At 42.0% G+C, this 13,271-nt stretch carries 11 protein-coding genes, 4 tRNA genes and 1 rRNA gene; 15 read left to right on the plus strand and 1 reads right to left on the minus strand.

The features are described from left to right. From rrf to birA, 3 genes are all read left to right on the plus strand, one after another. Positions 1-85 (plus strand): 5S ribosomal RNA (rrf, locus tag EGC86_RS20275); the annotation flags it as partial. Positions 86-463: 378 nt separating this feature from the next. Continuing rightward, positions 464-1,480 carry a UDP-N-acetylmuramate dehydrogenase gene (gene murB / locus EGC86_RS20280; protein WP_123778852.1) on the plus strand — a complete coding sequence of 339 codons (1,017 nt, stop codon included), beginning with the start codon at positions 464-466 and terminating at the stop codon, positions 1,478-1,480. Continuing rightward, positions 1,477-2,439: a bifunctional biotin--[acetyl-CoA-carboxylase] ligase/biotin operon repressor BirA gene (birA, locus tag EGC86_RS20285; protein ID WP_011635624.1), complete on the plus strand. Its 963-nt coding sequence runs from the start codon at positions 1,477-1,479 to the stop codon at positions 2,437-2,439. The genes murB and birA overlap by 4 nt, the downstream gene beginning before the upstream one ends. A gap of 36 nt (positions 2,440-2,475) precedes the next feature. Here birA and coaA read toward each other — a convergent pair whose 3' ends face one another. Next, positions 2,476-3,426 (minus strand): type I pantothenate kinase, encoded by a 951-nt coding sequence (coaA, locus tag EGC86_RS20290; protein WP_059746619.1) that lies wholly within the window; start codon positions 3,424-3,426, stop codon positions 2,476-2,478. 223 nt (positions 3,427-3,649) lie between these two features. On the opposite strand from coaA, the gene EGC86_RS20295 reads away from it, so the two are divergent. From EGC86_RS20295 to rpoB, 12 genes are all read left to right on the plus strand, one after another. Beyond that, positions 3,650-3,725 (plus strand) — tRNA-Thr (locus EGC86_RS20295). Positions 3,726-3,732: 7 nt separating this feature from the next. Beyond that, positions 3,733-3,817, plus strand: a tRNA-Tyr gene (locus tag EGC86_RS20300). Positions 3,818-3,852: 35 nt separating this feature from the next. Then, a tRNA-Gly gene (locus EGC86_RS20305) sits at positions 3,853-3,926 on the plus strand. 9 nt (positions 3,927-3,935) lie between these two features. After that, positions 3,936-4,011, plus strand: a tRNA-Asn gene (locus EGC86_RS20310). Positions 4,012-4,125: 114 nt separating this feature from the next. Then, complete coding sequence (tuf, locus tag EGC86_RS20315) at positions 4,126-5,310, plus strand: elongation factor Tu (protein ID WP_011635626.1); 1,185 nt, start codon at positions 4,126-4,128, stop codon at positions 5,308-5,310. Positions 5,311-5,578: 268 nt separating this feature from the next. After that, a complete protein-coding gene (gene secE / locus EGC86_RS20320) occupies positions 5,579-5,950 on the plus strand; it encodes a preprotein translocase subunit SecE (protein ID WP_011635627.1) in 372 nt (123 codons plus the stop codon). Positions 5,951-5,960: 10 nt separating this feature from the next. After that, on the plus strand, positions 5,961-6,512 hold the full coding sequence (gene nusG, locus EGC86_RS20325; protein ID WP_011635628.1) for a transcription termination/antitermination protein NusG: 552 nt from the start codon (positions 5,961-5,963) through the stop codon (positions 6,510-6,512). 129 nt (positions 6,513-6,641) lie between these two features. Then, entirely contained in the window at positions 6,642-7,070 is a 429-nt protein-coding gene (gene rplK, locus EGC86_RS20330; protein WP_011635629.1) for a 50S ribosomal protein L11, read from the plus strand. Positions 7,071-7,074: 4 nt separating this feature from the next. After that, on the plus strand, positions 7,075-7,776 hold the full coding sequence (gene rplA / locus EGC86_RS20335; RefSeq protein ID WP_011635630.1) for a 50S ribosomal protein L1: 702 nt from the start codon (positions 7,075-7,077) through the stop codon (positions 7,774-7,776). 276 nt (positions 7,777-8,052) lie between these two features. Next, the gene (gene rplJ / locus EGC86_RS20340; RefSeq protein WP_011635631.1) at positions 8,053-8,553 is read left to right on the plus strand and encodes a 50S ribosomal protein L10; all 501 of its coding nucleotides are present in this window, start codon (positions 8,053-8,055) and stop codon (positions 8,551-8,553) included. Positions 8,554-8,607: 54 nt separating this feature from the next. Beyond that, positions 8,608-8,973, plus strand: coding sequence for a 50S ribosomal protein L7/L12 (gene rplL, locus EGC86_RS20345; protein WP_011635632.1), 366 nt, complete (start codon positions 8,608-8,610; stop codon positions 8,971-8,973). A 235-nt stretch (positions 8,974-9,208) separates the two neighbouring features. After that, entirely contained in the window at positions 9,209-13,240 is a 4,032-nt protein-coding gene (gene rpoB, locus EGC86_RS20350; RefSeq protein ID WP_011635633.1) for a DNA-directed RNA polymerase subunit beta, read from the plus strand. Positions 13,241-13,271 lie beyond the last annotated feature (31 nt).

The raw sequence follows: 13,271 nt of genomic DNA on the forward strand, positions 1-13,271 counted from the left end.
ATCCCATTCCGAACTCAGAAGTGAAACACAGTATCGCCGATGGTAGTGTGGGGTCTCCCCATGCGAGAGTAGGTCATTTCCAGGCGCCTAATTGACTTGAAAGAGTCGTGAAACAGCCCGCTATTATATAGCGGGCTTTTTTACGTCTGTCATTTGTTGAAATTACGGTTTGGTTAATATGAGCATAATGCTTGTGTGGACGATATGCCCATGCGAAGTAGGTTATTTTCAGGCGCCTAATTGACATGAAAGAGTCGTGAAACAGAACGCTATCATGTAGCCGTCGTTGGTTTTTCCAACTTATATCCAACCTACATATGAGTCATCGGTGTCACTAAAGTTATCAGAATAGTTGACGTATACAGCTTTTTCATTGATATGTTTTTAGTGTAATCATGCTAATTTGTTAGCTATTCCCTGCTACAATAGCGATATATTTTTTGAATTTGATGCTTTTCTATTTATGCCTATTTCGCTTACTTCATTAAACACATTTGGTCTTAACCAGCATTGCGATTCTTTAGTTGAAGTGACTAACAAAGATGAGCTAATAAAGACAAGCCTTATGCTGTATCAACAACAGCAAAGTATGCTCATCCTCGGAGGAGGCAGTAACGTAGTATTTACTGACGATTTTCAGGGAACCGTAGTTAAAGTTAGCACGAAGGGCATTACGATTAATGAAGATGATGATTATTATTATCTCACGATTCAAGCTGGTGAAAATTGGCATCAATTAGTTGAATATTGCTTAACTAAACATATTTATGGTTTAGAAAATATGGCTCTGATCCCCGGAACCGTAGGTGCTGCGCCAATACAAAATATAGGTGCTTATGGTGTTGAGTTTAATCGTTTCTGTCACAAGATTGAATTTTTACAACTCGATACGGGTGACTTAGTACATTATGATAATCAACAATGTGAATTTGGCTATCGCGAATCCATTTTTAAACAACAACTTAAAAACTTAGCCGTCATTACTGAAGTGACTCTAAAGCTGCCTAAGAAGTGGGAACCAGTGGTAAATTACGGGCCATTACAACACTTTGATGCTATGGATGTTACTGCACAACAGGTATTTGATTGTGTTTGCCATGTACGTCAATCCAAGCTTCCCGATCCTAAAGTATTAGGTAATGTAGGGAGTTTCTTCAAAAACCCTGTTGTATCAGTAGTAGATTATCATTCACTTAAAAATCGTTACGAAGACTTAGTGGGTTACCGCCAGGTTGATGACCATTATAAGCTTGCAGCAGGTTGGCTAATCGAGCATGCCGGTTTGAAAGGAATTAATATCGGTGGTGCAGCTGTTCATCAAGATCAAGCTTTGGTGTTGGTTAATCTAGGCCAAGCAACTGGTGACCAAGTATGCCAATTAGCGAAATACATAATTCAGACTGTTTTTGATAAATTTGCGGTCACATTACAACCAGAGCCTAGGATTATGGGCTCAGTTGGGGAGATAGAAGTAAAATGAATGAGCATTGGTCGCGTAAACGGCAAATATTAGCATGTTTGCATCATGAACGTTTTGTTTCTGGTGAGGTAATTGCGCAATCCTTGTCGCTTACTCGTGCAGCAATTAATCAGCATATAGATGCATTAAAAGATTATGGTATCGAAATTTATAGTGTGAAAGGAAGAGGCTATAAATTAGCAAATCCAGTGTCGTTGGTAAATGAGTCTCATCTTGTTAATGGAATTGATGGCCGTTGTTTTTATTTTGATGAAACGACCAGCACTAATGCTTTTATGCTTGGACATGCCTCAGAATTAAAATCGGGTGATATTTGCATTGCTGAATATCAATCCGCTGGCCGAGGTCGAAGAGGGCGTCAATGGTTGTCTCCTTATGCTCATCATATTTATGCTTCCATGTTTTGGCGTTTAAATAATGATATTAGTCATGCCAGTGGTTTAAGTTTAGTTGTAGGTTGTTCTATTGTTAAATCTTTAGCTGACTTTGGAGTTGAGGGATTGGGACTGAAATGGCCAAATGATATCTATCTTGATCATAAAAAATTGGCTGGGATTTTAGTTGAGGTCAGCAATTCGTCAGCTCAGAAAACAGAATTAGTCATTGGTTTTGGGATTAATATGAGTATGTCTGTAGAGCAGGGAGAGCTAATAGACCAGCCATGGAACGATCTATCTGGTTTGGTGAATATGCCTGATAAAACGGAGCTATTAATTAAACTACACAAAACCCTAAAGGCTGATTTACAGCTGTTTGAGCAGAAAGGGTTGGAGGCTTTCCTTGATCGTTGGAATAAATTTGATTTATTTATTGGCCGTGAAGTATCACTACTAATGGCACCTAATTCTGTTAACGGTATCTGTCGAGGTATTGACGAGCAAGGGGCTTTGTTACTTGAAAACGAGCAAGGGGTTACACGTTATCTTGGCGGTGAAATTAGCCTGCGAGCAGTAATGTAGATGCTAGAAATGAGCCTGAAATAGGCTCATATATTGTTATTTTCTAAGTAAAACTCGGTCCATTAAGTGGTTTGGGCCTTTTTGTAAGATGAGGTTTGCCCGTTCACGCGTTGGTTGAATGTTGAGTGATAAATTGGGGCCGTTAATCGTATCCCAAATATTTGCAGCAATAGTATTAGCTTCATCATCAGTTAGGCATGAATAGTGATGAAAGAATGAGTTTGGATCACTAAATGCGCCTTTCCTAAATTGTAAAAAACGCTGTTTATACCACTCTTTCAATAATGACTCATCAGCATCAACATAAATCGAGAAATCAACAAAATCTGATACAAACGGCCTTCTTGTATCGATAGGCGTATCCAAACCCGTTTGCAGCACATTTAGCCCTTCTAAAATTAAAATATCGGGCTGACGGATGGCTTGATGTTCATCGTGACATCTATCGTATGTAACATGCGAATAAAGCGGTGCAAGAATCTCTTTTTGCCCAGCTTTAACTGCCGAAATGAATTCAACCAACATTTTCATGTCGTAACTTTCAGGAAAACCTTTACGTTGGAGTAACCCTTTACGTTTAAGGTCTGCAAGAGGATACAAGAAGCCATCTGTAGTAACTAAATCAACTTTAGGATGCTCTGGCCAACGTTGCAATAACGTTTGTAATATACGCGCTGTAGTACTCTTACCGACAGCGACACTTCCTGCGATACTAATAATATAAGGACCTGGGGAAGCTTTTTGCTCCAGAAACTTATCAAGAACAAGCCCACGCTGCTGTTTTGAGCCGACAAATAAATTCAGTAAACGGCTGAGAGGAAGGTAAATGTCAGTGACTTCATCTAAAGACAGCTTTTCATTCATACCACGCAGGTTTTCTAATTCAGCCTGGCTCAATGTAAGCGGCACTGATTTGCGTAATTCAGCCCAATGCTCGCGCTGAAAAGCAAAGTAGAGTGCATCTTGTATTGAGTTAATTGGATTCATAACCATTCCTCTAGGTTGGTCAGGCACATTACACTATCGAATAAATGGCGACAATAGTCTGCGGCTCATTTGTCTTCATCCCCCATTACATTTGCCTACAAATCACACTTTTTAAGTGAAACGAGTGTAAAAAAACGTCATTTGAAACTTTTTTTTGGTTTTTTAGCATTTTCCTATTGCACTCCGAGGCACATTTACCTAATATCCGAACCCGAAATGACACGCCGGCATAGCTCAGTTGGTAGAGCAACTGACTTGTAATCAGTAGGTCCCGAGTTCGACTCTTGGTGCCGGCACCATTTTTCTGGAGGGGTTCCCGAGTGGCCAAAGGGATCAGACTGTAAATCTGACGGCTCAGCCTTCGAAGGTTCGAATCCTTCTCCCTCCACCACTTTCTAGGTAGTTAGGTAGCCTAAAATAGGTTGCGCGGATGTCGTATAATGGTATTACTCCAGCCTTCCAAGCTGATAACGCGGGTTCGATTCCCGCCATCCGCTCCAAATTTGTTCGCTGATATGGCTCAGTTGGTAGAGCGCACCCTTGTTGAGGGTGAGGTCGGCAGTACGAATCTGCCTATCAACACCACCATGTCATGAATAAACTTCCTAACCCTAAATAATCGATTCGATGTCATTTCTATGCATCGGATTTTTACTATATGTGTTTTCATCACCAAGATAATTGGACTGAGGCAATACCATGGCAAAAGCTAAATTTGAACGTAACAAGCCCCATGTGAACGTGGGCACCATCGGTCACGTTGACCATGGTAAAACAACTTTAACAGCAGCAATCTCTGCCGTTTTGTCTAAAACTTATGGTGGTGAAGTTAAAAACTTCGCTCAAATCGATAACGCTCCAGAAGAGCGTGAGCGCGGTATTACCATTAATACTTCTCACATCGAATATGACACACCAATCCGTCACTACGCACACGTAGATTGTCCAGGTCACGCGGATTATGTTAAAAACATGATTACCGGTGCTGCACAGATGGACGGCGCAATCTTAGTAGTTGCTGCTACAGATGGCCCAATGCCACAGACCCGTGAGCACATCCTGCTTTCTCGTCAAGTAGGCGTACCTTTCATCATCGTATTCATGAACAAGTGTGACATGGTAGATGACGAAGAATTACTAGAATTAGTAGAAATGGAAGTGCGTGAGCTTCTTTCAGAATACGACTTCCCAGGTGATGATTTACCAGTAATTCAAGGTTCAGCTCTTAAGGCACTAGAAGGCCAGCCAGAGTGGGAAGCTAAAATTCTTGAGCTTGCAGAAGCCCTAGACACTTATATTCCAGAACCAGCTCGTGACATCGATAAGCCATTCCTACTACCAATCGAAGACGTATTCTCGATTTCAGGTCGTGGTACAGTGGTAACAGGTCGTGTTGAACGTGGTATCGTTCGCGTATCAGACGAAGTTGAAATTGTTGGTGTTCGTCCAACAACTAAAACAACTTGTACTGGTGTAGAAATGTTCCGCAAGCTACTTGACGAAGGTCGTGCTGGCGAAAACTGTGGTGTGTTATTACGTGGTACTAAGCGTGATGACGTAGAACGTGGTCAAGTACTAGCTAAGCCTGGTTCAATTAACCCACACACAACTTTCGAATCAGAAGTTTACGTGTTGTCAAAAGAAGAAGGCGGACGTCATACTCCATTCTTCAAAGGCTACCGTCCACAATTCTTCTTCCGTACAACAGACGTAACAGGCACAATTGAGTTACCAGAAGGCGTAGAAATGGTTATGCCTGGTGATAACATCAAGATGGTCGTTACTCTGATTTACCCAATCGCGATGGACGACGGTTTACGTTTCGCTATCCGTGAAGGTGGCCGTACAGTTGGTGCAGGTGTTGTAGCTAAAATTATCGCGTAATAGCGACTTTAGTGAACACTAAAAAAGGAAGCCTAGGCTTCCTTTTTTATTTTTAGGGTGAAGTTAGTAACAAAAATCGATTTTTTGATTGATTTGTTAATCTTACTTTGCCTGTATTGTTGCGAACAAAGCTGAATAAGAATACAATCTATGGCCGATTTTTGACCCTGTGCTTATGCATTTTCTGGGAAAGTTCGGAAATGCGGATTTGGTAAATATGTTGTTTACCAAGCTAAGCCCAGGTCGTAGTGAGTAACGGAATTAACCGATGACAACAAATACTGAAAACCAGAGTAATTCTTTGGATATCGTTAAGTGGGGCATAGCTGCATTGCTAATTGCTACTGCTGTTATAGGCAATCAATTTTATGCAGACGCTAATGTTGTAGCTCGTGTTGCTGGGGTAATTATTGCCTTCGCTATTGCAGGCATCATTGCACTGCAGACAAGCAAGGGTAAACAGGCACAATCTTTTGCTAGAGAAGCCCATATTGAAGTGCGTAAAGTCGTTTGGCCAACTCGCCAAGAGGCGCTAAACACTACCTTTATAGTACTTGCAGCTACTGCAGTAATGGCATTAATCCTTTGGGGATTAGATGCTATATTGTTACGAGTAGTCAATTTAATTACTGGCGTATAGGCATCTGAAAATGACTGAAGTTACAGAAGCGAAAAAAAGATGGTATGTGATCCAAGCCTTTTCAGGCTATGAAGGCCGTGTGCTTAAAACACTGCTTGAACATATCAAAATGCACAATATGGAAGAATACTTCGGTGAGATTTTAGTTCCTACCGAAGAAGTTGTTGAAATGCGTGCAGGTCAACGTCGTAAGAGTGAGCGTAAGTTTTTCCCTGGTTATGTATTAGTCCAGATGGAAATGAACGACGATAGCTGGCATTTAGTCAAAAGTATTCCACGTGTAATGGGCTTTATCGGTGGTACATCCGATCGCCCGGCACCGATTTCTGACAAGGAAGCTGACGCTATTCTTCAACGTCTTCAAGACACTGTTGAATCACCAACTCATCGTATTATGTACGAGCCGGGTGAAGTTGTTCGTGTGTGTGACGGTCCATTTGCTGACTTTAACGGTACTATCGAAGAAGTCGATTATGAAAAGAACCGTATTAAAGTTTCGGTGATGATTTTCGGTCGTTCAACACCAGTAGAATTAGATTTTAATCAAGTTGAAAAAAGCTGATTAAAATAACTACAAAATAAACATTGTTTGCGGGTGCGTATTTTTATATAATTCGCACCCGTTGTTTTCAGGGGAGCGTATTGGCATGTCGCCAACATGCGTTTGAACCCAAATTGAGGAAATGTCGACATGGCAAAGAAAATTGAAGCTTATATTAAGCTACAAGTAGCAGCTGGCGCTGCAAACCCGTCTCCACCAGTTGGACCTGCTTTAGGTCAAAAAGGTGTGAACATCATGGAATTCTGTAAAGCATTCAACGCTCGTACTGAAAAGTTCGAAAAAGGCATGCCAATTCCTGTTGTTATCACTGTATATAATGACCGTTCTTTCACTTTTGAAACTAAGACTCCACCTGCATCTTTCCTACTGCTTAAAGCAGTTGGTCTGAAATCAGGTTCTGGCCGTCCTAATACTCAAAAAGTAGGTACTATCAAGCGTAGCGCAGTTCAGGAAATTGCTGAAACTAAAGCTGCTGATATGACTGGTGCTGATATTGAAGCGATGACTCGCTCAATTGAAGGTACTGCACGTTCAATGGGTTTGGTAGTAGAGGATTAATATAATGGCAAAGCTAACTAAGCGTGCTCGCGTTATCCGCGAAAAAGTTGATGCAACAAAATTGTATGACATCAACGAAGCCGTAGTACTTTTACAAGAATTAGCGACTGCTAAATTTGTTGAGAGTGTTGACGTAGCTGTTAATCTAGGTATCGATCCTCGTAAATCAGATCAAAACGTGCGTGGTGCTACTGTACTTCCACATGGTACTGGTCGTGATGTTCGTGTTGCTGTATTCACACAAGGTGCAAACGCTGAAGCTGCTATCGCTGCTGGCGCTGAACTAGTGGGTATGGAAGATTTAGCTGAAAAAGTTAAAGCTGGCGAAATGAACTTTGACGTTGTTATCGCATCTCCAGATGCAATGCGCGTTGTTGGTATGTTAGGTCAAATCTTAGGCCCACGTGGTTTAATGCCTAACCCTAAAACTGGTACAGTAACGCCAAACGTTGCTGAAGCAGTTAAGAATGCCAAAGCGGGTCAAGTTCGTTACAGAAACGACAAAAACGGTATTATCCATACAACTATCGGTAAAGTAACTTTTACTACTGAGCAGTTGAAAGAAAACTTAGAATCGTTAGTGTCAGCACTGAAAAAGGCTAAGCCTGCAGTTGCTAAAGGCATTTACGTGAAAAAGATTAGCATCTCTACCACTATGGGTGCAGGTGTTGCTATCGACCAGGGTTCTCTGGAAGAAGCGAAGTAATATACAAGGCGCGCGTATTAGTCTATAATGCGCGCACTTTGTGGGTTGAAGCCGCTTTTATGCATTAGTTTTAAACTTTTTGTATATTAGAGTCGGTTTCCGTCCAAGACCGCAGGTGTTAATCGTTAGATTAACTTAATTTCCAGCGTAGACGGTGTCAGGCCCCAGCTAAATTTTTTTACTGGAAAATCTGCACCGTAAGTAATTAAGCACATAAGTGTTTAATTTGGTAAATACTAGAGAAACTTCTCTAGGTAGAATCCAGGAGTAAAGCCAATGGCATTAAGACTCGAAGACAAACAGGCAATTGTTGCTGAAGTCAACGAAGCTGCCAAAGGTGCACTTTCTGCAGTTGTTGCCGATTCACGTGGCGTAACTGTAGGTGCTATGACCGGTCTGCGTAAAGCTGCTCGCGAAAATGGTGTGTTTGTACGTGTAGTACGTAACACTCTTGCTCGTCGTGCAGTTCAAGGTACAGCTTTTGAGTGCCTAGCAGAAACGTTCACTGGCCCAACTTTAATAGCTTTCTCTAACGAGCATCCAGGTGCTGCAGCGCGTCTTTTAAAAGACTTCGCTAAGGGACAAGCAAAATTTGAAGTTAAAGGTGCAGCTTTCGAAGGGATGTTTATCCCTGCAGCTGATATTGATCGTTTAGCGAAACTACCAACATACGAAGAAGCACTAGCTCAGTTGATGATGACTATGAAAGAAGCATCTGCTGGCAAGTTCGTTCGTACATTGGCCGCCCTTCGCGATCAAAAACAAGACGCCGCTTAATTTTAGGCTGGCAGCTTAATAAAATTGAATTCAGAACAATAGGAAATATTTCTAATGTCTATCACTAAAGACCAAATGTTAGAAGCTTTTGCAGCAATGTCTGTAATGGAAGTAGTTGAACTAATCGAAGCTATGGAAGAGAAATTCGGCGTTTCTGCTGCTGCTGCAGTAGTTTCAGGCGGCGGCGACGCTGTTGCTGCTGAAGAGCAAACAGAATTTGACGTAGTACTTACTTCATTCGGCGAAAACAAAGTAGCTGTTATTAAAGCTCTTCGTAGCGCTACAGGTTTAGGCCTGAAAGAAGCTAAGACTATGGCTGAATCTTCTCCAATCGCAGTTAAAGAAGCTGTGTCTAAAGAAGAAGCTGCAACTCTTAAAGCTGATCTAGAAGCCGCTGGTGCTTCTGTTGAAGTTAAGTAAGCTATAATTTAGCTTGCATCACCCAAGTGATTGGGTGAAGGCTGACGGTTTTTTAACCGTTGGCCTTTTTTGCGCTTTATGCGCAGGCGATTTTTTTCACCTTTTGTCGCCAGTTTTAACAGTCCCTAGCAGAGATTACTGGTTAGGTTCTTGTCAACAAGGGTGATAGGCAAACGTGCTGATTTAATTAATATTAATTTCAGTCTTGGTCACATCTCGTAAGCAGAGGAAACCCATGGTTTACTCCTATTCTGAAAAGAAGCGTATTCGCAAAGACTTTGGTAAGCGTCCAAAAGTTTTGGACATCCCTTATTTATTGTCTATCCAGTTAGACTCTTTTAAGAAGTTCACCGATCATGACCCTACGGGTGAGCGTGGCTTAGAAGCCGCATTCCGTAGCGTTTTTCCTATCAAGAGCTTTTCTGGCTATTCTGAGCTGCAATATGTCAGCTACAAGCTAGGTGAGCCAGTTTTTGATGTGAAAGAATGTCAGATCCGCGGTGTAACTTATTCGGCACCACTACGCGTTAAATTACGCATGGTGTTGTTCGACCGTGAAGCTGCTGCTGGCACTGTTAAAGACATTAAAGAGCAAGAAGTCTACATGGGTGATATTCCTATGATGACTAATAACGGTACTTTCGTTATTAACGGTACTGAGCGTGTAATCGTGTCTCAGTTACACCGTTCTCCAGGTGTGTTCTTTGATCATGACCGTGGTAAAACCCACTCTTCTGGTAAGGTGCTGTATAACGCACGTATTATTCCTTACCGTGGTTCATGGCTTGACTTTGAATTTGATCCTAAAGATGCTCTATTCGTTCGTATTGACCGTCGTCGCAAATTACCAGCGACTATTATCTTACGTGCGCTTGAATATTCTACTCAAGATATCCTCGATTTATTCTTCGAGCGTATTGAGTTTAAGATTAAAAAAGATTCATTAGTCATGGCACTTGTGCCTGACCGTCTACGTGGTGAAACTGCTGGCTATGACATTAAAGATGCTGAAGGCGCTTTATTGGTTGAAGCTGGTCGTCGCATCACTGCACGTCATATTAAGCAACTTGAAAAAACCAATACTACTGAGCTAGAAGTGCCAGTAGATTATATTGTTGGTAAGTATGCTGCTCAAGACTACATCGATGAAGATACCGGTGAAGTTTTAGTGACTGCAAACAGCGAAATTACTTTAGAAGATTTAGCTAAGTTATCACTTGCTGGTATTAAGAATATTGATACTTTATTTATCAATGATCTTGATCATGGTGCTTATATTGCTGACACATTGCGCATTGATTCAACAACTAACCGCTTAGAAGCGCTAGTTGAAATCTATCGTATGATGCGTCCTGGCGAGCCACCAACCAAAGATGCAGCTGAAGGTTTATTCCAAAACCTATTCTTCAGTGAAGAGCGTTATGACCTATCTAAAGTAGGTCGTATGAAGTTCAACCGTCGTCTTGAGATTGCTGAAGACGAAGGTAACGGTGTGTTGTCTAAAGAAGACATCGTATCTGTTATGAAGAAAATCATCGAAATCCGTAACGGTTATGATGAAGTCGACGATATTGACCACTTAGGTAACCGTCGTATTCGTAGCGTTGGTGAAATGGCTGAAAACCAGTTCCGTGTTGGTTTAGTCCGTGTTGAGCGTGCTGTTCGTGAACGTCTATCTTTAGGCGATTTAAACGAGCTTATGCCACAAGACTTAATTAACGCTAAGCCAATTTCTGCGGCAGTGAAAGAATTCTTTGGTTCTTCACAGTTGTCACAGTTTATGGATCAAAACAACCCGCTATCAGAAGTAACGCATAAGCGTCGTATTTCTGCGCTTGGTCCAGGTGGTTTGACTCGTGAGCGTGCTGGTTTCGAAGTTCGTGACGTACATCCAACTCACTACGGTCGTTTATGTCCAATTGAGACCCCAGAAGGTCCAAACATTGGTCTAATCAACTCGTTAGCAAGTTTTGCACGTACTAACTCTTACGGCTTTTTAGAAACACCTTACCGCAAAGTGGTTGATGGTGTGATTACTGATGATGTTGAATACTTATCAGCAATCGAAGAAGGTCGTTACGTTATTGCTCAGGCTAACATCGAAGTTGATGCTGATGGCCGTATGGCAGAAGAACAAATTGCTTGTCGCCACAAAGGTGAATCTACCTTTATGCGCGCAGCTGATGTTCAGTATATGGACGTATCTCCACAACAGATTATTTCTGTTGCAGCATCATTAATTCCGTTCTTAGAACACGATGATGCTAACCGCGCATTGATGGGTGCAAACATGCAACGTCAAGCAGTACCAACTTTACGTGCTGATAAGCCGTTAGTCGGAACGGGTATTGAACGTACTCTTGCTGTTGACTCTGGTGTGGTTGTAGCTGCTAAACGTGGCGGTGTGGTTGATTATGTTGATGCTAGTCGTATCGTAGTTAAAGTAAATGAAGATGAGCTACACGCAGGTGAAGCCGGTATCGACATTTATAACCTAACTAAATATACCCGTTCAAACCAAAACACTTGTATTAACCAACGTCCTTGTTGTTCTGTTGGTGAGCCTGTGGTTCGTGGTGACGTATTGGCAGATGGTCCATCTACCGATTTAGGTGATTTGGCTCTTGGTCAGAACATGCGTATCGCGTTCATGCCTTGGAACGGTTATAACTTCGAAGATTCGATCTTAATTTCTGAGCGCGTAGCGCAAGAAGACCGTTTCACTACTATCCATATCCAAGAGCTTTCTTGTATTGCTCGTGATACTAAATTGGGTAGCGAAGAAATCACTGCTGATATTCCAAACGTAGGTGAGTCTGCTTTATCTAAACTAGATGAATCAGGTATCGTTTATATTGGTGCAGAAGTGAAGGGTGGCGACATTCTAGTGGGTAAAGTGACACCTAAAGGTGAAACACAGTTAACCCCTGAAGAGAAACTACTCCGAGCTATTTTTGGTGAAAAAGCGTCTGATGTTAAGGACAGCTCATTACGTGTTCCTAACTCAGTGAAAGGCACCATCATCGACGTACAGGTATTTACCCGTGACGGCGTTGAGAAAGACAAGCGTGCGCTTGAAATTGAAGACATGCACGTTCGTCAAGCTCGTAAAGACTTAGGCGAAGAGTTCAAGATCCTTGAAGAAGGCGTATTGGGCCGTGCACGTAACTTGTTACTGTCTGTGGGTTATTCTGAAGCTAAGTTAGCTGAGATCCCACGTAAAGACGTATTGATTCAAGTTATCGACGACGAAACTAAACAAACTGAATTAGAGCAGTTAGCTGAACAGCACGAAGAGCTAAAAGCTGACTTTGATAAGACATTTGAAATTAAGCGTCGTAAGATCACCCAAGGTGATGACTTGGCTCCTGGTGTATTGAAGATTGTTAAGGTTTACCTTGCAGTTAAACGTACTATCCAGCCTGGTGACAAGATGGCGGGTCGTCATGGTAACAAAGGTGTTATCTCGAAGATTTGTCCTGTTGAAGACATGCCATACGACGAAGAAGGTAATCCTGTAGACATCGTACTTAACCCATTGGGCGTACCATCGCGTATGAACATCGGTCAGGTACTTGAAGTCCACATGGGCGCAGCAGCCAAAGGTATCGGTAATAAGATTACTGCTATGCTTGAAGAGCAGCGTGAAATTGCCGAACTTCGTGGTTACATCAAGCAAGTGTACGAATTAGGTGATGACGTGCTTCAGCGCGTTGATATCGATTCGTTTACTGATGATGAAGTTGTGCGCTTGGCTACCAACCTTAAAGGTGGTATTCCAATTGCAACACCAGCATTCGACGGTGCTAAAGAGAAAGAGATCAAGCAAATGCTTGCTCTTGCAGGCTTACCTGAGTCTGGCCAGTTGACATTATGTGACGGCCGTACCGGTAACGAATTTGAGCGTAAAGTAACCGTTGGTTACATGTATATGCTTAAATTGAACCACTTAGTTGATGACAAGATGCATGCTCGTTCTACGGGTTCATACAGCTTAGTGACTCAACAACCATTGGGCGGTAAAGCTCAATTCGGTGGTCAGCGTTTCGGTGAGATGGAAGTGTGGGCACTTGAAGCATATGGTGCTGCTTATACTCTACAAGAAATGCTAACAGTTAAGTCAGATGACGTTAACGGTCGTACTCAGATGTATAAAAACATCGTCGACGGTAACCATCAGATGCAACCAGGCATGCCTGAGTCTTTCAACGTATTGTTGAAGGAAATTCGTTCACTTGGTATTAATATCGAGTTGGACCAAGAGTAAGCATCGCACTTAAGCAATGTTTGGTAACCAA

This window comes from Shewanella frigidimarina, from assembly GCF_003797125.1.
GTDB lineage: Bacteria > Pseudomonadota > Gammaproteobacteria > Enterobacterales > Shewanellaceae > Shewanella > Shewanella frigidimarina.